Annotated in this window: 20 protein-coding genes and 1 pseudogene; 11 read left to right on the forward strand and 10 right to left on the reverse strand. The window is 56.3% G+C overall.

Annotated features, from left to right (window positions below):
- Positions 1–122: 122 nt before the first annotated feature.
- The 3 genes from K7A42_RS01680 to K7A42_RS01690 all read right to left on the reverse strand — a co-directional run bounded on the left by K7A42_RS01680 (position 123) and on the right by K7A42_RS01690 (position 2,275).
- Positions 123–785 (reverse strand): response regulator transcription factor, encoded by a 663-nt coding sequence (locus tag K7A42_RS01680; RefSeq protein ID WP_282454699.1) that lies wholly within the window; start codon positions 783–785, stop codon positions 123–125.
- Between the two features lie 153 nt (positions 786–938).
- The gene (locus K7A42_RS01685) at positions 939–1,466 is read right to left on the reverse strand and encodes an RrF2 family transcriptional regulator (RefSeq protein ID WP_282454700.1); all 528 of its coding nucleotides are present in this window, start codon (positions 1,464–1,466) and stop codon (positions 939–941) included.
- Positions 1,467–1,531: 65 nt separating this feature from the next.
- Positions 1,532–2,275: a sensor histidine kinase gene (locus tag K7A42_RS01690; RefSeq protein WP_034499496.1), complete on the reverse strand. Its 744-nt coding sequence runs from the start codon at positions 2,273–2,275 to the stop codon at positions 1,532–1,534.
- A gap of 340 nt (positions 2,276–2,615) precedes the next feature.
- Between K7A42_RS01690 and K7A42_RS01695 the strand changes: the two genes are divergently transcribed.
- Positions 2,616–4,550, forward strand: a complete 1,935-nt coding sequence (locus tag K7A42_RS01695) for a mechanosensitive ion channel family protein (protein WP_112766896.1) — start codon at positions 2,616–2,618, stop codon at positions 4,548–4,550.
- 268 nt (positions 4,551–4,818) lie between these two features.
- Here K7A42_RS01695 and K7A42_RS01700 read toward each other — a convergent pair whose 3' ends face one another.
- Entirely contained in the window at positions 4,819–5,013 is a 195-nt protein-coding gene (locus K7A42_RS01700) for a hypothetical protein (protein ID WP_082055493.1), read from the reverse strand.
- Positions 5,014–5,115: 102 nt separating this feature from the next.
- On the opposite strand from K7A42_RS01700, the gene K7A42_RS01705 reads away from it, so the two are divergent.
- A complete protein-coding gene (locus K7A42_RS01705; RefSeq protein WP_282454701.1) occupies positions 5,116–5,277 on the forward strand; it encodes a hypothetical protein in 162 nt (53 codons plus the stop codon).
- A 159-nt stretch (positions 5,278–5,436) separates the two neighbouring features.
- Here the strand turns inward: K7A42_RS01705 and K7A42_RS01710 are convergent, their stop codons facing one another.
- The gene (locus K7A42_RS01710; RefSeq protein WP_112766893.1) at positions 5,437–6,009 is read right to left on the reverse strand and encodes a TetR/AcrR family transcriptional regulator; all 573 of its coding nucleotides are present in this window, start codon (positions 6,007–6,009) and stop codon (positions 5,437–5,439) included.
- Between the two features lie 73 nt (positions 6,010–6,082).
- Here K7A42_RS01710 and K7A42_RS01715 point away from each other — a divergent pair, with 73 nt between their 5' ends.
- Both K7A42_RS01715 and K7A42_RS01720 read left to right on the forward strand, forming a co-directional pair.
- Positions 6,083–6,490 carry a hypothetical protein gene (locus K7A42_RS01715; RefSeq protein ID WP_220367116.1) on the forward strand — a complete coding sequence of 136 codons (408 nt, stop codon included), beginning with the start codon at positions 6,083–6,085 and terminating at the stop codon, positions 6,488–6,490.
- A gap of 357 nt (positions 6,491–6,847) precedes the next feature.
- Positions 6,848–7,261, forward strand: a complete 414-nt coding sequence (locus K7A42_RS01720; RefSeq protein ID WP_045535298.1) for a DUF1810 domain-containing protein — start codon at positions 6,848–6,850, stop codon at positions 7,259–7,261.
- A 753-nt stretch (positions 7,262–8,014) separates the two neighbouring features.
- Here the strand turns inward: K7A42_RS01720 and K7A42_RS01725 are convergent.
- From K7A42_RS01725 to K7A42_RS01740, 4 genes are all read right to left on the reverse strand, one after another.
- Positions 8,015–8,569: a CGNR zinc finger domain-containing protein gene (locus tag K7A42_RS01725; protein ID WP_282454702.1), complete on the reverse strand. Its 555-nt coding sequence runs from the start codon at positions 8,567–8,569 to the stop codon at positions 8,015–8,017.
- A 157-nt stretch (positions 8,570–8,726) separates the two neighbouring features.
- The gene (locus K7A42_RS01730; protein ID WP_282454703.1) at positions 8,727–9,053 is read right to left on the reverse strand and encodes a hypothetical protein; all 327 of its coding nucleotides are present in this window, start codon (positions 9,051–9,053) and stop codon (positions 8,727–8,729) included.
- Positions 9,054–9,093: 40 nt separating this feature from the next.
- The gene (locus K7A42_RS01735) at positions 9,094–10,011 is read right to left on the reverse strand and encodes an alpha/beta fold hydrolase (RefSeq protein ID WP_416220891.1); all 918 of its coding nucleotides are present in this window, start codon (positions 10,009–10,011) and stop codon (positions 9,094–9,096) included.
- 193 nt (positions 10,012–10,204) lie between these two features.
- Entirely contained in the window at positions 10,205–11,113 is a 909-nt protein-coding gene (locus tag K7A42_RS01740) for an alpha/beta fold hydrolase (RefSeq protein ID WP_282454705.1), read from the reverse strand.
- 98 nt (positions 11,114–11,211) lie between these two features.
- Between K7A42_RS01740 and K7A42_RS01745 the strand changes: the two genes are divergently transcribed.
- The 3 genes from K7A42_RS01745 to treY all read left to right on the forward strand — a co-directional run bounded on the left by K7A42_RS01745 (position 11,212) and on the right by treY (position 16,723).
- The gene (locus tag K7A42_RS01745; RefSeq protein WP_282454706.1) at positions 11,212–11,817 is read left to right on the forward strand and encodes a TetR/AcrR family transcriptional regulator; all 606 of its coding nucleotides are present in this window, start codon (positions 11,212–11,214) and stop codon (positions 11,815–11,817) included.
- A gap of 578 nt (positions 11,818–12,395) precedes the next feature.
- Positions 12,396–14,144 carry a malto-oligosyltrehalose trehalohydrolase gene (treZ, locus tag K7A42_RS01750; protein ID WP_282454707.1) on the forward strand — a complete coding sequence of 583 codons (1,749 nt, stop codon included), beginning with the start codon at positions 12,396–12,398 and terminating at the stop codon, positions 14,142–14,144.
- A gap of 56 nt (positions 14,145–14,200) precedes the next feature.
- Positions 14,201–16,723, forward strand: coding sequence for a malto-oligosyltrehalose synthase (gene treY, locus K7A42_RS01755; RefSeq protein ID WP_282454708.1), 2,523 nt, complete (start codon positions 14,201–14,203; stop codon positions 16,721–16,723).
- A 548-nt stretch (positions 16,724–17,271) separates the two neighbouring features.
- Here the strand turns inward: treY and K7A42_RS01760 are convergent.
- A complete protein-coding gene (locus tag K7A42_RS01760) occupies positions 17,272–17,808 on the reverse strand; it encodes a DUF982 domain-containing protein (protein ID WP_022557505.1) in 537 nt (178 codons plus the stop codon).
- Positions 17,809–18,164: 356 nt separating this feature from the next.
- Here K7A42_RS01760 and K7A42_RS01765 point away from each other — a divergent pair, with 356 nt between their 5' ends.
- The 4 genes and pseudogenes from K7A42_RS01765 to K7A42_RS01780 all read left to right on the forward strand — a co-directional run bounded on the left by K7A42_RS01765 (position 18,165) and on the right by K7A42_RS01780 (position 20,871).
- Positions 18,165–18,365, forward strand: a complete 201-nt coding sequence (locus tag K7A42_RS01765; RefSeq protein WP_282454709.1) for a hypothetical protein — start codon at positions 18,165–18,167, stop codon at positions 18,363–18,365.
- Between the two features lie 29 nt (positions 18,366–18,394).
- Entirely contained in the window at positions 18,395–18,886 is a 492-nt protein-coding gene (locus K7A42_RS01770; protein ID WP_282454710.1) for a DUF4142 domain-containing protein, read from the forward strand.
- 60 nt (positions 18,887–18,946) lie between these two features.
- Positions 18,947–19,048, forward strand: a pseudogene (locus K7A42_RS01775) (LysR family transcriptional regulator); the annotation flags it as partial.
- 608 nt (positions 19,049–19,656) lie between these two features.
- Positions 19,657–20,871 carry a sensor domain-containing diguanylate cyclase gene (locus K7A42_RS01780; RefSeq protein ID WP_282454711.1) on the forward strand — a complete coding sequence of 405 codons (1,215 nt, stop codon included), beginning with the start codon at positions 19,657–19,659 and terminating at the stop codon, positions 20,869–20,871.
- Positions 20,872–21,453 lie beyond the last annotated feature (582 nt).

Genomic DNA, 21,453 nt, shown 5'->3' on the forward strand with positions numbered 1-21,453 from the left:
CAGAATGTTCACGGGTATTGGCTGTGTCGATCCCCGACCTCGAAGCAGGAGGAGCGAACCGCATGATTGGAGAATCTGTCGTCTGCCGCGCTCTTCAATCGGACACGGCCTGCAAACCCCAATCAGGACGATAGCGACATCGGTGTGGCATCTCGCAGCGACGCTGGTAACGCATCCCAGACGCGGATCAGTTCCCCGACGGAGATCGTCTGCATCTTCCGCATGACGTTGCTGCGGTGCAGCTTGACCGTCGCCTCGCTGATACCAAGGTCGAAGGCAATTTGCTTGTTGAGGCGACCAAGTGCGACTTCGTGGAGAATCTGCCTCTCGCGTGGCGTGAGCGTTGCGAAACGGGACGCATGTTCATGGGTGTACTCGGCACGCTTCCGCTGCTCGACGTCCCGCTTTATTCCTTCAATGACGGCGTCAAGGAGGGTCTGATCCCGCACAGGTTTAGTGAGGAAGTCGACTGCCCCCGCTTTCATCGCCTGCACTGACATCGGAATGTCACCGTATCCGGTGAGAAAGACAATCGGTTTGGTTCGTCGTTGCTCGCAAAGCTGGTGCTGGAGATCAAGACCGCTGGATCCCGGCATGCGTACATCCAGGACAAGGCAGCCCGGCCTGTCGGGAAGCCTTGCCTCCAGGAGATCGCGCGGCGATGCGAAGCATTCCACGTCGAGGCCGACAGATTCGATAAGCTCCTGCAGCGAGTGCCGAACATCGGCATCGTCGTCAACAACAATCACGAGCGGACTGTCGGCAATGAGAGCAGCCGCCTTCATCGCCTTGCCCTCCTGCAAGCGACCAGGGCTGTGTTATTTTTATCAGGAACTGAAAAAGTGCTCATGACCCTTCTCCACAAACTTAATCCGAAACCCCTGTCGTAGATGTAGTGCGCCATATGCAATGGCGCCCTGCTTCGATCAGGTGCCAGGCTATTCATCCGCTGAACGTACACGAGATTTGGAGATGGTTCTGGTTTCGATCCATTTTTCGACATCTCCGTAGAATTCCGCAGGGGCCTTGCGGCCAAATTCCCCGGCTATATCAGCCAGTGACTGGCTCGCCAGAGATTCCCGCATTGCCTTCTCGGCATGCAACATCACCGCGTGGACCGCACAGACGCCTTTTGTTGCCCAACGCGGGGGCTTTCCGCCAAAAGCTGCGCAGCGACCACGAATTTCCTGGCAGTCGAAGAGAGGTTTCCTGCCCTCGATGGCGTCCACCACTTCGAGTACGCTGATATTTTCCGGCTGCTTGGCCAGGCGATATCCGCCTTTCGCTCCTTCCCATGCGACGACCAGGCCAGCTCGCTCAAGTTTCGGAAATATCTTCGCCAGAAAACTTGGAGAAATGCCCTGCAGATCGGCAAGATCCCGGCTGCTGAGAGGCTTGTCCGGAGACCCCATCAACCACAACAGACAATGCAATCCGTATTCCACGCCGACCGTTATATGTGCCATAACGCGGACTATAATAGTCCGCGTTATCTTTGGCAAGTGCCAGTTATGGATGGAATGGTCTCGGTTCAGGAGATGCCGTAGGCCGGGAGGACAATGATCACCCGCGTGCCGACGGTGGGCTCACTTTCCACCTTTATGTGGCCGCCGGCCGCCTGAACGAAGTTTTTTGCGGCGGAAAGTCCGTAACCACCAACGCCTGACGATCTTGTCGTGAACAAGGGTATGAACGCGTTTTCGAGAGTTTCGCGCGTCATGCCGTGACCGTCATCGGCGACCACGATTTCAACAGCCGGTGCGCCGTCAGGTACCAGTACCCGCGCAGCCAGCAAAATCGTGCCACCGTCCGGCATCGCTTCGCGGGCGTTGACCATCAGATTCAGAAGGACTGCTTTGAATCCGATGGCGTTACAAACCAGGCGAGGCAAGTTCGGCTCTGCCTGAACTTCGACGTGTGTTTCCGGCTCCCAGATGGCCAGAGAGTCTTTCACATCGAGGAGACAAGATTCAACATTGACGGTTTCAACGGGCGTATAGCCATTACTCTTGGCCCGGAGGGATTGGCGAACGAGTCCGCCAGCACAGTCCAGCGACATTCGGGCGCTGCGAATGACATCTAAAGCCCGGACGTCGGCAGAGACCAAGGGATTGCGTGACAGGACATTTATGGCAGACGTCGCAACCTGGATAAGATTACCGAGGTCGTGAACGACTGTTGCCAAGGGTTCTTGAATAGGGGGCATGTCGGGCTTTAAACTGACGCAAAACGGTGCATGCGACTTTCCAGACAGACTGTGTTCAGCATGTAGCATATTATCCTCCAGATCAGCTGATATGGCGCAGTTCATAGGAAGCGATTGCGAACCTAGAGAAGTGCACGCTTAAGATCGACCTCACACTGGACCCAAATAACCTATCCGGAAGTTGAGACTTGCTATCGCTTTGGTGGCTGTGGGGCGCCAAAAACTGGCGCTCGCCCCGGGGTATGAAACTAGCCCTACAGGCTGCAAAGGCTAGCGCGTTGGTGAGGTCGCCTCAATTTTTCGGTAACAGATATCAACGCTCGTCCAGATGTGCGCTGACGTGAAGCCATGCATCATTTCCCAACCGAACAATTGGCGCCTGTAACCTTTGCAGGCGCATGGGTTTGTTATGAGATGGCTGTCATTATTCCTCTGTGTGCTTGCCTCGATCTTCGCGGTGTTGCCCGTTTTGGGGGCCAGCAACAGCGGCGACGAGTGGCGAAATTCGCAGCAGCGACTGCCGACATTGGAGAAATTGCCGGCAACTGTTGGGCGCGGGTCCGATCCGGCAACTGAAGGGGCGACAGCCGCCGGGATCCTGGATTGGGAACAACATACGCGCGCCAGAATTCATGAAGTTCTATCCGCCGCTGCGCGAATTCCGAATGAGACACAACGGGCAATGCAGGACCTTTTGGATGACCTGAACGACAATGGTTATCTGCCGGTTTCTTCCGCTTTCGTCCTTATGGTTGTCGCTGGCACCACTGCGGAGCGATTTATCCGGCGAAATCGCCTGCATCATTGGGACGGCCCGGAACAATATCTTCCATCGCTGGTCTTTGCGGCGGTCGTCGCACCACTTTATTTCCTCGTCGATTTGCCACTGTCGGTACGCCTTGTTGCAGGCTGCTACTTGCTCTTGTTTGTGGCCTGGCGATTTGTCTCGGCTTTGGCGGAGAAGATCGCACCTTTATCTTTTCGCCGAAATTTAAGGTTGGTAATGTGTCTGTCGCTATTTACCGCCAGCGTGATGATGTTGGGCCATGTTCTCGATTTCGATCCCGACACCGCTCTGGCAATCGAGGCCCTGGCGTCCTGCATGATATTGACGGTCATCATCGGTACGACATGGGTTTCGGTCGGTCGAGATGCCAGGATGAAGACGGCGATATCGCTCTATGCTGCCTTCGTTTGGATTCTCTGGTGCCTGAATGCCCGGGCGCTGTTCTGGTTGAGCATCTATCCTGCCATCCTGCCGCCGGTTCTTCGCGCAGTTTCTCAAATCGTCCGGGACCTTGCTTCCAAAGCGCTTCAAATCCCTCAAACTAGTAACCGAGCCATCCTTTTGGTGCGCGGTGCGAGGGCGTCGGTATTTTTATTGGCTCTCGCCTGGATAGCATTTGTCTGGGAAACTGACGTCACCTTCCCCGGTCACGGGATCCCGTTGGTCCGGGACGCTCTCGCTGGCGTCTTACGGAGCGCACTTGTCCTTCTGGTCGCGGACATCATCTGGCATCTGTCGAAAGCCGCCATAGAGCGACTGCTTACCCGCCAAAACCCTTCTTCGGCTGCGCTCGAGACTGATTGGGAAGGAGAGCATTTCACGCGGCTGCAGACGTTGCTTCCCATCCTACGTAATGTGCTTGCGGTCACCATTCTTGTCGTTGCAAGCCTGACAATCCTTGGTCAGATCGGGGTCGACATAGGTCCGCTGATAACAGGAGCGGGCATCGTTGGAGTGGCAATCGGCTTTGGCTCACAAGCGTTGGTGCGGGATATCATAAGCGGCTTTTTCTATCTGTTTGACGATGCTTTCCGGGTCGGAGAGTATATTCAGGCAAAGGACTACCGCGGAACCGTCGAAGGTTTCAGCCTTCGCTCGGTAAAGCTAAGACATCACAGGGGTCCAATTTTCACTGTCCCTTTCGGCGAACTAGGTGCAGTAGAAAACATGAGCCGTGACTGGTCCAAAACCAAGATACTCGTGACTGTCCCGTATGACACGGATCTCGAGAAAGTTCGCAAGATTGGCAAGGCGATAGGCCAGACTTTGCTCACAGACCCGGAACTGGGTCGCTTCTTCATCGAGCCGCTAAAACTGAAGGGTGTCGAAGATTTTGCAGAGTACGGAATTGTGGTCAGCTTCGCGATGACCACCGTGCCAACCAGCCAGCAGAGCTTTATTCGACGTACCGCATACGCATCTCTTCGAAAATCATTTCAGGAGAACGGCGTCACCTTCGCTCAGCCTACCGTCAACATTGCCGGTAAAGACCCAGCTGATCTAGCCGCCGCGAACTTGCAGCGCCAGCGATCGGCCCCAAACCGGGTCAATAAGTGACGGCATCTCAAGCGATTGCCACTGAAGGGATTTGATCTTTCGGCGCCGGATCCCATCAACAAGGCCCTGAACCCTTTCAACTTGCTTCTGCCGACCACTCACCGTTAAAACGGTCTTTCCGGCGGACGGAAACAGTCGCCCTTGATATATTTCACAATCCGTCCCAGTTGCCGGGCTCCGACCTTCTCGGCGGGAAAGGGTATCTGGAGACGCCACTCCATCTAAATGGGTTGGAAATGAGCGCTTGCTTCAGCCGGCCTGATGCAACCTACTGTCCATCCATCGGGCCGTCGCTGTCGCCGCCTTGCTCACGGTCGCCAGGCTGGCCGATGGGCACAGGGGGCGCACCTTCATCATTGTTGGTGATAATATCCTCGTCCTTGGCTCTCGGCCGCCATGTTGAGCCGCGTGTGGCTTTCGGGTCGTCCGGCCGGCCTACGGTATTCGGGTTCAAATCTCTCATGATGGTCTCCTTTCCCAAGGCGAACCCTCCAGGCGCGCAGATGTTCCGGTGCTCGGAACTCGAATCGAGGCGGTTGCATTTGGGCATCAGAAGGAGGGCGCTATGCCGGACGATAAAGTAAAGCCGTACACCGTCGAGGAACTTCAACAGGAATACTCGGTCAGCCTGCCTCAGGCGGTGGAGGTGCTGGATCGTTTCGGCGGAGACCGGCGGACGATTAAAAAGCTAATGAAACGGTGTCCCGTTCGCGATGATGAGCACTAGGAATATGACAAGGATGTTTGTTCCCAAGGAAGAGTTGCTCCTACCCGGCGCACGCCCCATAATCTCTTGCTCGTGCGGTCATCCCGAAGCGCTCGTTGCACGGCTGGCATCTCTCAACGAATACCAGGCTTATGCTGGATAGGGACTGCAAAGCATCTGTCATCCGTTGGCGCTGTCGTCGAGTTTAAGTGACATTCCGTAGATAGTGACATGAACGTCAACGAGACGTTTCATGTGATCGATGTCCGTCGCCGCGTAGCGAAGGCCACGAAGGCCATAGGTGAGCGCCGCCGCAAACTCAGCCCGTGAAACGGGGAGCGTCCAGTTCGGGACGTGCTCTTCCAAAATCCGAACCAGAAACTGTTGAAACCGCTCGTAGACCTCCCGAACCGCCGGAAACCGGAAATCAAAAAGGTCTGCGGCGTCAGGATGGGCTGAAGCCAGCTCCACCCCGTGGAGGCCCCAAACGGTACAGGCATGCAACAATTTCCCATCAACAGACTCAATCCGGTCGACCGCCTGCTGGATCTTTGCGAGGGATCTCGCGTCCATCATCTCAATGACGCGGCTAAAAATCGCCTCTTTGTCCGGGAACAGGAGATAAAGGGCGGGGCGGGAGATACCTGCAGCTCTTGCTATGTCGCCCATCGTTGTGCGCGCGAAGCCGTAGCGCACAAAAACGTCCTCGGCCGCGACAGCAACCTTCTCTTCCCGGTCTGAAAATCTTTCCATTCCCGATTCTTGACATAATAACAAAAACTGTCAATATCTGACATATGAACGAATTTTGTCAGAAAGACACATCATGGATCTTTATACTCTCTCGCCCCAAATCCTGTCAGACGCGGCTGAACGGCTCGGCGGGAACCCAGTCGTGATGATAAATCTTCTCCGCTTCCGCGAAAGTCCTCACTATCCGGGCGGGTTCGTGGATATGAAAGAGACGTCACGGGCAGCATATTACGAAGGCTATGCTGGCGTGTTCCAGGAGATCGCATCAAAACTCGGGATTATTTCCGAACGACTTTACGTCGGATCCAGAGCCATGACGTTAGTCTCGACCGAGGACGAACAGTGGGACGACATCGTGATGATACGCTACGACAGCTTTTCGGACCTGCTTTCAATCATCGGGCATCCGGACTACCTTTTGCGCGCCGAGCCCCACCGCCAGGCCGCAATCGCGAACTGGCGGTTCATTGCAAGTCAATGAACACCGCAACTCGGTGGCCGCGAGCATTCCGCCGACGTTCCCATAAGCAATTTGCCATGATCGGCCAGTCAAAGCGCCCAGCCCTGATTGTTGTAGCGCACCGCGATGGTCGCTCAGCTGTGCGCCCGTCGAGCGCGTCGACGTTCGAATGATGCCCTGGATCGAGGTATATGCAGCAAACGACAGCGCACGGGCTACTTCGTTCGCATGCCGGGTTCGACGTGGACGCGACGCAAGCTGCGACATGTCTAAAGCGGTTTCGGGAACGGCAGGCCAGCGCCGACGTTGTCAGGATTAACCCGCGAGATCGCGCTGTGGACCGGTTTTGCTGAACCTTGCAATCGGAGAAAGCTGACGATGAAATTCAATCTCGAGCGCTTTGTGACGGCGCAGCAAAACATTTACGAGGTGGCCCTCAGCGAATTGCAGGCGGGACTGAAGCGCTCACACTGGATGTGGTTTATCTTTCCGCAACTGCGTGGCCTTGGCCGTTCGGAAACTGCGCGCTTTTACGCAATCTCGGGTCGTGCGGAAGCGGAGGCGTATTTGACGCATCCTATGCTTGGACCACGCCTCGTCGAGTGTACGACCGCCATGCTGCGGCACACCGATCTGAGCGCGCATGACATTCTCGGATCCCCGGATGATCTCAAATTTCGATCCAGCATGACGTTGTTTGGAGCTGTTGCTGAACGGGATTTACCTTTCCAAGCCGCACTGGACATGTTTTACGCAGGAGCCCGTGATGAGAGCACGCTTCGGCTGCTGTAGTAGAAATAACTAACGCTCGCCGACGCTGCCGGCATATTGGATGTAGCACGAGCCGGCGAAGGTCGTCATGACCAGTCGGGCAGACTTTGGCCGCCGTTAAGGTTCATTGTTTCGGGCCCGTGCTACCGATGTCCGATCGCTTATTCCACGTTGGGCATGCAGTCACGCGCAAATTTCGGCAGCGGGCTCCCCTGGTGGCATCGTTCGAGAATGCGTTTGGCTTTATAAAGAGCAAACGGTGCCGGTAGCGCAATCGTTCTTTGCGCATCGATCATCTTTTCCAGCTGCAGGATAGCCCGTTCCAACGGGTTAGCTGTAGTTCGTATGGGTCGCGGGAAATATCGAGCATGACCCGAGTTGATTGACATCATGTCACCTCATCGGTTGTTGTTATCACAGGATACATAATGGCAAAGACGACATATACGCGGCGTGGAGTTCGACAATGCGCCTTGTGGTAAATGAAAGTTTGCAGTCGTTCCGATTTGAAGCTCCGTCTGGTTTCGCTGTCAGTTCCCGAGGGCAAATGCCGCAGAAGAGATGAAGGGGCACTTGTTCTTCGCTCGGCAGGAAGTGGCCGTGATGGTTTCCTACGACCTCAGGAATGAATCCAACTACATTCTCCATCCACTTCGGAGTCCGCCTGCGGCGCCTAGTCAATGCGGTATTCCGACACGCAAGTGATCATTGGTTTTCATCCCGCTTTGATCACGGGTCCGGAATCCCGCTGTCTGCTCGTTGCCGCCGTTTGAGTCAACGCCGGGCTCTGTGAGCCATTTTTTTGGCGCGATTGCCGCAGGTGGACATGTCGCACCAGCGCCTTGAAGCGTTCTTTGTCCGGTCGATAAACAGCCAGTGACAATCGTCGGGTGGGCATTGCTTCAGCCGGGAGAGTTCGTCGCCTCGAAGCAGGTCGAGCGCGGACCACGCGATGGTGCCGGTCACGCGATAGATACCCTCAAAATGCCATGTGCACGGCGTCCCGGAAAGCGAAGCCTGGCGCAGAGACAGCGCAGCAACGTCGCGTATGACGTCCAGATCCAGCCGAGACGGATCGAGATCGTTAGCTATCGCCGATCCCGCGGCACCAATTGCCTTGCGAAGCGCGAGCACCTGCTCGAGCAGTATCTCTTGCTCCTGCGGCGATAAGACGAAGTCGCCGCCGACCAGGCCGACTTCCTTCGCCCATGCCACAACGTCATCGAAGCTTGCCAAATGGTCGACTTCCCGGCTCGTGTTGCGCCAACTGATAGTGTTGGCGAGATCAAGAGCGAGATTGCCGGAGACGCGGTGGGGCAGTGAGATCATCGCTTTCTTTTCCTGGTCAGCGCGATTGCGCCGGAACACGCGCCGTTCCCGATGCAAAGAGGTGGGACCATCTGGAGACCGGCCGGCCCTTGCTGCGGCCGGGAGATCCCGATTTTCTTGCGGAGCTCCATCACCCTAGGCAGGGCTTGCTCGCGGCTCAACGAAGGCTTGGATCATTCACCAGAATGCGATGCAGCTCGATGCGCTCGGGCAGTTCGATCAGGAACTCGGCGTCGAGATCGAGATGATGAACCTTGACAGGATCGCCCTTTGTAAAGGCGGTCATCGTCTCGATGTCCGGCCAGTAGGAGATAGTCGTGAACCACGTTTCCTCGTCCCGATCCTCCCGAAAAAGCTGGACGCCGAGGGCAATCTCCTCAAGCGGAGGAATGCCCTCGGCTCGCAAATAGGGCTCGTAGCTGTCCGCGACCTCGCGGCGCGTACGGCCGCGCCAGATGCGTGCAATTGTGGGCTTCGTAACCATGCATGTCTCCTCTCGTTGCGGGCTACGTTCAAAGGCGCGATCATCGGAAGGTCCGGGCAAGGAAATCGCGGACGAGCGGCAACGCCTGTTCGAGATGGGTTTCCAGCAGCCAATGCCCGGCCTCGCTGAGAATGTGCAACTCCGCGTCCAGGAGATCGCGCCGGTAAGCTTGCGCCGACGCCTCGGGCATATAGCCGTCCTGCGGGCCCCACACCACCAGGGTCGGCGGGCGGTGCTCACGCAGATAGGCTTGATAGCGAGGGAACCAGTCGAGGTTTTCCTCCAGCTTTTCCATCAGGCGGACTGCCACCATTTTGCGTGTCGGCGTATCCATGAGCGGCCAATGGAGCTTCCAAAGGTCGGGAGGGAAGAGACTTGCCACTTCTTCAGAGACTTCACCGACGAACTCCTCGCGAAATCCGTCTTCGCTTACGGCCTCCTCGAGAGGGCGGTGCTTCTCGGGCGACTTGTCGGCCCACCACGCTTTGATCGTCTCGTATTTAGGGCCGAGCACGTCTTCATAGATGTCACCGTTCTGGATGATCAGCGCGGCGATCCGCTCCGGGTGGGCTATGGCATGCCGCAGACCAATCTGCGAGCCATAGTCGTGGAGCCAGAGCGCGTAGCGCTCCAGCCGGAGCGCCTCAGCGACGTTGTTGAGCACCTCGGCGTAAGCGTCGAAGTCATATCCGAACTCGGCGGGATCAGGCGTGTCGCTGTAGCCAAAACCCGGCCAATCGAAAGCTACCGTGCGCCACTGATCGGCGAGCGCCGGCATCAGCCTGCGGTACTGATAGGACGAACACGGGTATCCGTGGGGCAGGAGCAGAACGGGCGCGTCCATCGGCCCCGCTTCCCGGAGGAACAGGGAGTGCGTTCCAATAGTAACCCGTCTGTGGGTTATATTGCATCTGTTCACGCGTTCGCTCCTGACAGCTTCTCCATCTCCCGGAACCATCATAACTCGTTTAGCCGGTTCCGGTTCCGTCGTCGTGACGCACCGGTGTTCGGCCCAGCGCGACGGGGCGGACCTATCAAGACCACGGCGCCCCACGCACGCTTCTCCAGATCAGACGACCATTCAGTCTCGATTTCAAAATGGGAGCATGAAAGACGCAGCAGAATGGGAGCCGGCGGAGCCAGTTTCTGACTTACTTGCCGTCCGCCACAGAAGCCGCAAACTTCGCCAAATCCTTATTGAACCGCGACGCTTCTTCAAGAAATGGCGCATGACCCGAGTTGTCGTAAATCTCTGACTTGATCGCGCCGTTGAACGACTTCGCGCGTTCTATACTCGGCTGCGGCCGTACCAGATTATCCTTACCCCCATAGATCAACAGAACCGGCTTTTTTGCCTTCGCCAGTCCTTCTTTTGCCTGGACTGTCATCGAGGGGACGGTTCGCGTCATCAGCCATGATGCCACCGCTGCATTGGACAGCAGCCGCTCAAACGTTGCGCTTTCTGGCTGCGTTGCAAAGCAGAGGGCCAGGAAGGTACGCACCATGTCGAGATGCGTTCGCAGGTCCTCTGAGGCCAGTCCTGCATAGACCTCCGGATGCGGCGTGATGAGATCGGGTTTGAGTTCGATAACACCGTCGACGTAAAGGAGGCCACCAATCCCGCCGTCGCCATGGTTGGCAAGATAGTTCGACAGCACCACACCCCCAAGAGACCAGCCCACGAGCACCGGGTTCGTCGCTCCGCTTCCCCGAAGGACTGCATCGAGATCGTCTGCCCAGCGGTCGCCATCCTTGTAGGCGTCAGCGTCATCCGGTTTTGCCGACAGTCCATGTCCTCTCAGATCAAAGGTGATCAGCCTAAACCTCTGCAGGTCTGGATCGGCCGTCTGGCTGTCCCAATTGATGCGGCTGCCAAGCAGACCGTGAACGAATACGATTGGCTGACCTTGGGGATTTCCGGTTTCTTCGACGGCGATTGTAACGCCATCGGAGGATGTGACGGTGTATTGCTTTTCGGCAGCCGCAGCGACCGATGCCCCCGTAAACAAGATCACCGCGGCAAATATTCCTTTTGCGGCTCGGATGAAACGTCCTGACATTAAATCTCCAGTGGTATTGCGCGAAAATTGGCTATCTTTAGTGATCGATACAAACTAACCACTTGATCCCCTCTGTCAAGCTGTGTTTAGTGATCACTATGAATAAGCAGATCAAACGCCGGCGCGGCGGACCGAGGACCTTCAATCGAGACGAGGCGGTCGACATCGCCATGCATCTGTTTTGGCGGCATGGCTACGAAGGTGTGTCGCTCAACGATCTGACGACCGCGATTGGAATCGCACCACCAAGCCTCTATGCCGCGTTTGGGAGCAAAGCAGGGCTTTATCGGGAGGCCCTTGATCACTATTCGGGAATTCCCGGGGCTTTGTTCAACCTTGAAGGCGCATCAACATTGGAGGACACCGTGTCGGCGATCCTGCGCCAAGGGGCCGACGCCGTGACGGACCCTGCCGGTGAACGAGGATGCATGGTGTCCAGCGGCATGCTGCAATGCGCCGAAGAACATGCCGCGCTTGCGCGAGTGTTGTCCGAGCGCCGAGGTATGATGAGAGAAACAATTGCGCAGGCGCTTGGTCGTTGGCTCGACTCCGATCGCGCGCGCTCCCTCGCCCGCTTTTTGGTCGTCGTGCTTCAGGGCATGTCCGTCCAGGCCCGGGACGGCGCGACGCGCGAGGAACTTGAACACGTCGTGCAGGACGCTCTGCACGTGTCTCTCACGGCGTGCAAGGCTGGTACCAAATAACAATAAAATTTCTGATTGTTCGACATTGTTTCTAGAATAGCAGGCCCTGCGTCAAGTCAATTGCGCCCGACGATGATGAGCCTGTGAACAAATGTGCTGCCGGAGCACTCTCTTAACCGCGCATGTCATTTTCAAAACAAAAGCCAACGCTCGAGTGGATTGAGACACCGCATTCTATAACTCACAATTTCGCGAAAAATGAGCTATTGCATGCCCGTCTATCGCTCAGTGCCATATCTGTAACTCCGCGACAGCTAGCAGGTGCGTCACGAGGTTGATCGCATAGCAAGAGGTGGCTCCTCGTACAAAACCGGGGCTCAGTCCGCCGGCCTCCCCCTCCGTCCATCACGCGACAAACCAAGAATTTCGAAGAAGCGCTGATCGTTTCCCAGGAGGCTTGGTGGGCGGCAACTGGATTTTTAACCGGACATCCGGAAGATGAAATCTCTTCGATCCTCTGAGCTCTGCGATTTTTTCAAGCCCGCGCAATGCACGCTGTCACGGCTTGCACTTAATATTGGACGGGAACCGTTATCGACGCCGCCGGTTTTGCCCCGCTCAATCCTGACGGGGGAACCATGCGGTCAAAGCAACACAATCGCTCCAATGTCACAAAATCACCGGCTTGGGGCGTACGACGCTCTCCATCGGGGGGTGTCACTTTTCGAACCTGGGCGCCTGGGCAAAATGAATTATACCTCGACGACGGCACGGCTTTACGATGCATGGCACGCGACGAGCACGGGTGGTTCGAGATCACATGTCCAGACGCTGTGGCAGGAACCGAATATTGCTTTGTCCTGACTGACGGACAACGGGTGCCCGACCCCGCTTCGCGGGCGCAGAAGGACGATGTCGATGGACCATCGCTCGTCACCGATCCGGATCGCTACATTTGGCGAAATATCAGCTGGAAGGGACGACCGTGGGAGGAGACAGTAATTTACGAGATGCACGTCGGAACCTTCACGCCGGAGGGGACGTTCGAGGCCGCGGTTGGGAAACTCCCTCATCTTGCGCAGCTCGGAATTACCATGATTGAGGTTATGCCGGTTTCCCACTTCGGCGGCAACCACGGCTGGGGCTACGATGGCACTCTGCTTTATGCTCCCCACGCCGCATATGGCAGGCCGGATGATTTCAAAGCCTTTATCGATGAAGCGCATGGTTTTGGCATATCCGTCGTGCTCGACATCGTTCTTAATCATTTCGGACCGCAGGGGAACTACCTCCCCCTGCTGGCTCCGGGTTTCTTCGACAAGGATCGAAAAACCCCTTGGGGCGATGGGATAGCCTATGAAGTCGACGCAGTGAGGCGATACATTGCCGATGCCCCTCTTTATTGGCTGCACGAATTCAAGCTTGATGGCCTTCGATTTGACGCGATTGACCAGATTGAGGACAATTCCGCAAAACACATTTTGGTGGAGATAGCTGAACGCATTCGGCGCGAGATCACCGATCGTCCTATTCACCTTACGACCGAGGACAGTCGCAACATCATCTCCCTGCATGAGAGAGCCACAGACGGAAGTATTCCTCTGTTCACCGCAGAATGGAATGATGACTTCCACAATGCGGTTCATGCGTTTGTGACAGGGGAAAGCGACGCTTACTATCAGGATTTCGCGGCGGCACCTGAAAAGCTCGTGGCCAGGGCGCTCGCAGAAGGCTTCGCCTACCAAGGCGAAACTTCACCCCAAACCGGAAGACCACGTGGCGTCAGAAGCGACGGCCAACCGAGCTCCGCATTTGTGGATTTCATCCAGAACCACGACCAGGTGGGCAACCGGGCCCACGGGGAACGGCTGATTACACTTGTAGGCAGCGATCGCGCCAAGGTTCTGATGGCTCTACTTGTACTTTCGCCACACATTCCTCTTCTGTTCATGGGAGAAGAATTCGGCGAGTCCAACCCGTTCCTGTTCTTTACCGACTTCCGTGATGATCTCGCAAACACAGTCCGCGAGGGTCGAAGAAGCGAGTTTGACGGCCATTCCGGTTACAAAAGCGAGACTGTTCCCGACCCCAATGATCGCACCACGGTCGAGACGTCAAAACTGGATTGGAGCAAGGCCCAAACCGAGGCGGGGGAAGATTGGTTAACGCTCACGGGCAAGCTGCTTTTACTGAGACGGACAAAGATCGTGCCTCTTCTTCGAGGAGATAATGGCCGCGCTGGCAGAGTTGTGGAGGCAGGCGACGGATGTATTGCGGTCACCTGGACGTTTTCTGCCGGCGCGCTTTCGATCGCCGTCAATCTTGGCGATGAAACAAGACCGCTGCCGGATCAGCCCGGAGACGCGATTTTCGCATGGCCAGAATAGCAAGCCGCCCTGCCAAAAAACTCAATCTTGGTTCGCCTCGCCACGGAAGCAGTGTAATGACAATTCCCACAGCAACCTATCGGCTACAATTCCGCAACGGTATGACCTTTGATCGCGCAGCTGCGCTTGCACCCTATTGGAGGCGGCTCGGCATCAGCCATCTTTATGCATCGCCGATCTTCACCGCAGCACCGGGCTCGACCCATGGCTATGACGTGACCAATCCGAACGAAATCGATCCAGCGATCGGCGGCCGTGATGGCTTTGACCGGATGGTCGCCGCACTCAGAAATGAAGGTCTTGGGCTCATTCTGGACATCGTGCCGAACCACATGGCCGCATCGCTCGATAATCCGTGGTGGTATGATGTCATCAAGAATGGGATTCATAGTCCCTACGCTCGCATTTTCGACATCGACTGGTCACGTCGCCTGACATTGCCATTCCTGGGGGAATCCTTTGAACACGAGTTACAGGCCGGCAACATTTCGATTACCGCCGATCCAATAACCGGAAAGCCGACTTTCGCCTATCATGACAGCTGCTACCCTATCGCGCCGGAGACGCGTGAAGATCGGCTGCCTGCCACCAGCCACTCTCTCAACAAAACCGAGATTGCAACACTTCATGACCGTCAGCCCTATAAGCTGACGTCTTGGCGCACGGCGCGCCACAACCTCTCCTATCGCCGGTTTTTTGAAATCACCGGCCTGGTAGGAGTTCGCGTAGAAGATGATGCCGTCTTCGACGCCACGCATCAACTTATACTTGAACTCGTGCGTAGTGGCGCTGTCGACGGCTTGCGAATTGACCACGTGGATGGGTTGGCCGATCCGAAAGCCTATCTCGACCGGCTTCGGCTGAAGGTCGGGCAGGACTGCTACCTTCTCGTAGAAAAAATCCTGGCGGATGGCGAGCATGTGCCAGCCGATTGGCCTGTCTCCGGCACAACCGGATATGAATTCATTGCCGCACTTTCGAACGTCCTTGTCGACAGCGGTAAACTAGAGGTGCTGCGTGGAGCCTATGATGCTTTCTGCGGTCAAAAAACCGACCTGGACGGCGAGGTTCGTGCTGCAAAGCTCCTGATGATAAATCACAATTTCGAGGGCGAATTTTCGACCTTATTACAGCTGGCGATGACAGTGGCGCAGAAGGAAGGTAAGGATCTCAGCCTTTCCAACCTCGAAACAGCATTGCGAGAGCTTCTCGTCGCCTTTCCGGTCTACCGAACCTATCGAACACGCGAGCGACTTTGTGGCGAGGACGAGGCGCTGCTCGGCGCGATTGCCGATAGTGGCCGTGTTCATCTAACTGCACCTGGCGAGACAGCGCTCGCTTTCATAATCAGCATTCTTAAACGATCCGTTTGTGATGCGGCGGCTTTCCTCGCGGGTGAATTCCGCGTCCGTTTCCAGCAACTGACCGGGCCGTTGATGGCAAAGTCGATCGAAGACACACTTTTTTTCCGCCAGCACATGGCACTCGCGCTCAATGAGGTGGGGGCGGATCCGCTGCCACGCCCGTTTGCTCTTTGGCGATTTCACGAGGCGATGGCGGATCGCCTTAAGCGCCAACCGGATGGATTGTCGAGCACTTCGACCCACGACACCAAACGCGGAGAAGACGCGCGCGCGCGGCTGTCGACGCTCAGTGAAGCACCTGAAATCTGGGCGGCCAACGTTGCGCGATGGTGCGACACCAACCGAACTGTGATCGCGGAACTGGATGATGGTCCTGCGCCGGAACCCTCGGTGCAGTGGATGCTTTACCAGGCTCTTGCCGGCGTGTGGCCTGCCGAGCCCGGGGTACCGACAGGACCGGAGTTGGACGCACTAGAGGCGAGGTTTCTTGTTTACGTCGAAAAATCTCTGCGTGAAGCCAAGTTGCGAACCAACTGGGGCGACAATAACGACGTCTATGAAAGAGCCGTACTCGCCTATGCGTCACATCTATTTGCGCCGGAGAACAGCGTCTTTCTGAAAGACTTTGTCCATTCCATCCAGCCATTCGTTCTGGCGGGCCTGCGCAATTCCCTCAGCCAGACGATCATCAAGCTGACGGCGCCTGGCGTCCCGGATATATATCAGGGCAGCGAGAGCCTCGATCTCAGCCTCGTTGATCCAGATAACCGTCGAACGCCGCCCTTCGAGCAATTTCACTCACGTCTTGAGGACAGCGCGGCTATCGATTTTAGCTTTGAAGATGAGATGCGCAACGGGGTGACCAAACAACGCGTCATTTGTCGCATATTGGAGTTGCGGCGCCGTCACCCTGACCTGTTCCGCACGGGTAGCTATGAGCCCCTTTTTGAAGGATCTCCATCAATAGTGTCGTATGCGAGGACCCACAGAAACCAGACCGTTATCGTCATGATCCCACGCCTCGGTCTGCAACAACTCCTCGGAAACGAGCAAATCAAGGCAAATGATCTAGCAATGCGCGATAGCTCGCTGGCCAGCTCGCGTGGCGTTTTCACCGATGTCTTGTCCGGAAGCACATACCGCGCCGGTGAGATTGAAGGCTTGCGCCTTGTTGAACATCCGTTCTTTGTGTTCTACCGACAAAACACAGTGTGATGCCGAGGGCCTCGCTCAATCCAACCTGTTCGGCTACCGCGACCCGTTGTGAGAATACGCGCCGGGGTCGGCGATAAAGCGCTTGTCCAGTTGAATGAGCCTAACGTCTGACGCCTACTGCCGCATGTTCCGGGCATGGAGCGCGCCCACACCTGCGATTGGTCTGGGGCAAAGCGGCAATCATTCCGGCAGCTAACCACCGCGACAGGCTTGCGCGCTTCTCAACATTGTCGTGATGATGATCGGATGCCCGCACATCGCATAATCCGGGCGCATGCGCAGATGGAGCCTCAGAATCAAGAATTTCGCACCCGAGGACGAGGCTCTCTGTCAGCGAAGCATGACCGCCGGGCTATTGTTAAAATGAAAGTCCCGCACGAGAGGAATGGCCACTTGCTCGATCACGGCCACGCCGGAATGTGCCCTTGCCACTAGCCAGCGTGAACCACAACACGCGTTTCGGTCGACCACCCCCCGGGGCGCCGTTGGCCCCACGCGTCGCAGACCGCGATCGCCCCTACAGCTCGCCCACGGTCAAGCGCAAGCGACTAGCCTGGGTGATTATAATTAGCTCTATCGGTTATCCTCGAGCCTTCTTTCGGGGAGAAATTTGCTCTACCTCCCCTTGAAGACGGCCCGAAAGATAATGTTTCGTCCTTTTGACGCTGCACAATCTGCGCTTCCTGAGCCGCCTGCAAGAACATGTCGCGAGCCCAGTCTGCGCCTTGACGTCCAGCGAGTGCGGCACGGCAAGCGCTCCTTGCACGGACGTAAGCGGGGCCTCTTTTGTCCGGCCATTCATCCAATAGGAAAATGAGAGCATCAAATGGGCCGTAGACGGTTTGTCGCCCACCTTCTGTGCTTAAAATCGTTACGGGGCTAACCCATCGGGAATTATTCATCAACGTGTTCCTCCAATTCACGTCTAACTGTCGGCTGCACTCCCTGTTCCTCAGTGAGACTGAATTATTGCACTCTGACCCGATGCCCTTTCGAGGATAACGGAACCAAAGGTCTTGCTGCCGGTCGATCCAGATCATCCTTAGACTTGCGGTGCAGCAGATGGCGAAAGCTCCTGACGACATTCTTGATCTCGACGAGGACCGGTAGGCGTTGCTCGGCCGCAGCGACCTCACCGTCTGAGGGTTGTTTCAGCGCCTCATCCGACAGGCGATTTTTGTCCCATCTGCTTGCTTTCCAAATTTCCAGGAACATTGGCTCTGGTCAGTGGTTCGTGGTGGCACCAACCTCATGAACTGACAGGACGCATTATGGCGGATGTATTTTGGCTGGTTGTTGTCGGTGGAGGCCCATGCTGCTGGGTGCCGTGGTCGTTTATGTCCTGCTGCGTCAGCGCGGGTTATCGGCCAAGGAGCAGCAAGAACAGGTCCGCAAGGTTCATAAACTTTACGACGGAAAGTAACCGGAAGCGGAAACTGATATGAAGAACTATAGAACTATATTGACATTGGCAGGAGCCGCTGCCGTGGCTCTGGCGATGATCGTGGTCGTCTACTTCGTTAAGACGACGCCGGACACAGCACCGTCAAATTCGCCAGACAGGGGCCAGACGGAAGAGCAAGCACCTGCAGGGCCTGCTGACAGAAACGCGCTGCCGGGCAGCCAGAACACGACGCCCTGACCACAACAGTCATTGAGGGAGAGTTTAACATGAAGCCATTCCATGCCTGCTGCGCCGCACTGTGTCTTTCGATGTTAATGCCCGCTTTCTCGAACGCGCAATCACCCGCGGACTTCACTGTCGAGGCGGCTTCCTTCAATCAGTTTGAAGTGGAGGCGAGCAGGCTGGCGCTTAAAAGCGCGCAGGATGACGCGACGAAAATGTTCGCTAATGACATCATGCGCGACCATGAGAAAGCGCTCGTCGATCTCGCGGATGCTGCTCAAAAAGATGGTACCTCGGTACCAAAGAACATGAGCGCCGAATATGCAGAGAAGATGAGAGCTTTAGAAGCCGTTTCACAAAGTGAGTTCGACCAGGCGTACCTCTCGACGCAGGTTTCGGTCCTCGAAGACGCGAAAACGATGTTCGAAGCCTTTATCAAAACCGGGGTTGCAGGGTCGCTACGTGCATATGCTGAAAATCAGCGCGGCACCCTGCGGACCTATAGTGTCCGTGTTCAGGGCCTGACAACTCCGTGAGACGCTCACGAGCATAACTATGAAATGAGATGCACCTTATCGTCGCGGTATCTGTATCGCTGGATCCCAACTCCGAATGCTGCTCCCTATCGGCAGGAGTTCGAGGAGGATGGCATAAATTTCGGCGTTGCGGTCGAGCCGCAAATCGCCACAAGCGATCTGCATCGGGCAAGGTCACAGCTCGGAGCGTTGGTTCCCAGTCGTCGACGACTGCAAGCATCGGTGCGTGAATGAAATTCAATGAACACTTCGGGCCCCGCACTTGAAGAGATTCGAACCTCTGACCGGGTTGATATGCAGACCAGCGCTTTACCTATTCGGTTGATCAAAAGGCACCCGTTTTGGGCTCATGGGAACAATAGTCTCGCCCAGGCGCGCTATAGTAGCAGCTCGTACTGTAGCCGGACATCGCGCAACCACCAATTGTGGAGAGTGTGTGGCCTGCTTCTCACCATAGTCTTTTCGATCCTTGCACACCCTGCCCATGTTAAGGCAACCCAAAATGCGCGGACTTACTCGGCAAGCGAATGCAGCGGGCTCTGCGTATCGGGCGATGATCCAAGCACCGCTACTGCTCTCGCGAGACAGGCCGCCCTTATATCGTCGAATTCGATCAACCGGCAAACAATTTTGGGGAACGCCTCTCTAGCTTTAGCGCCGGCATCAACAGCACGTTTAACGCTACGCCAACCATGTCGACAATATGAGAGGTGGCGTAAAGAATCTTATAGGGGAGATCCTGTAGGCTTTGACGTAAGGCAGGCAGAGCAATGCAGATCGATTTACAAACCCTTTGGTACTTAACAGTCGGAACGCTCCTGGTGTCAGCGTCGCTTCTCCTTTGGGAAAGGCAGGCTTATCCAGGTCGCGCGCACGTGCTCGGTCTTCTGGCGACGGCACTCTTCGCGTTCGTTCTCGGCTGCATGCTTGCAATGAACCGCAGCCACTTTCCGGTCGCGCTCGGCATGGGGGCGATCAACATCCTAATGATGTTGGGCTACCTTTTGGTCCTCAACGCTGCCGCCTGCATCGATGGTCGCCGGTATCTCTGGTCGTCCCTCGCATTGCTAAGCTTCCTAGCACTCGCCTGGGCGATCACTGGCACGCACTTTCCGGCGGCTTTCTGGAACCATGTCTCGTCCATCCCCATCGCGCTGACGTGCGGCCTGACAGCATGGATGCTTCTGCGCAGCCGCACGGTCCAGCGATTGCGCTCACGTCCGATCGCAGTATCGATTTCAGCCGTCCATGCCGTGTTCTACCTTGGCCGAGCGTTCATTGCGCCTGTTATTCTTGAGCGGTACGGGCAAGATCTTATCTCCATCGTCGCGAAGGTGACGATGTACGAGGCCGTCTTGTACTCGGTAGCGATGCCGATGTCCTTTCTGATGATTATTCGAGAGGAGGAAAAGCTCCACCTGCTCCGCATGTCACAAACCGATCAGTTAACCGGCCTTGCAAACCGTCACGCTTTTTTTGAGCAGGCATCTCGGATCCTCCGGGAGCGACATGGTGATCCCGTCTCACTGCTCGCCTTCGACCTCGACCACTTCAAGGCGATCAACGACCTTCATGGACATCCAACCGGAGACAAGGTCTTGCAGTTGTTCGCGGAAACCGCCCGCGAAGAAGCGGGACCCGACGCACTTATTGTCCGGCTGGGCGGTGAGGAATTCGCTGCGCTTCTGCCACGGTGCGACCATTCCCAAGCTCTCAGTCTCGGCTCGGCTATCGCAAGCCGGTTCGCCAAAGCAGCCGCTCGGGCAGAGGGTTTGAAAACCCATGCCACCGTCAGTATCGGCCTTGCAGCACCGGATTGTCACGACCTCGCCGGGATGCTTGCAAGCGCCGATGGCGCGCTATACCGCGCGAAATCCCTTGGGCGGAACCGCGTTGAGGCAGCACGGTCAAACGAAACGAGGCAACAACCCTCAACCAATCCCGTGCCTCATCATTTGCGGTTAGTGGCGACAGGGGTGCCCTGATTCGATGTAGCTCTTGGGTCATCGATTGTGTCGAAATCCGGCGAGCTGGTGGAGCAAGGCACCCTGCCATGACTGTGTTCAATAGCCCGCTGCACATCACGTGCATTTGAGGCTGCCAGCACGAATGGAGCTTTCCAAGTAAGGGCACGTGGAAAGCTAGTCACGTCTCACTTGTACAACGCATCAAGCACCCGGCGAAGTAGCGACACGAGCATATCGACCTCCATGCGACAGTCCTGTTGTCATTTCCGCATTGCCTTGGCGCAAGATTGCGCGACGTGCCGGCAATCGTACGAGTGCTGTCTGTGTCGCAAAGGTGGGGCGCAAAAGTGGCCGACTTTTTCTCCATCCCGTGGCAGGTCTTTTCTCCGCCGTTGACAATTCCATTCCTCCTCAGCGGTCCAGGGCACCTGATTAAGTGAAATTTGCTTTTATGATAAAAGTCTTCGTTAGCCCTGATCAGATCAGGAACTGGTCGCACAGTAGAAATCCGGCTATCTGGGTTGGCGGATACGGCCATTGTCTCATACTCGACACTCGCGCCGGTGAAACCCGCGGCGGTTGGAGATACCACCTTTGAAT

It is taken from the genome of Agrobacterium sp. InxBP2 (assembly GCF_026191755.1).
In the GTDB taxonomy this organism is placed as follows: Bacteria; Pseudomonadota; Alphaproteobacteria; order Rhizobiales; family Rhizobiaceae; genus Agrobacterium; species Agrobacterium pusense.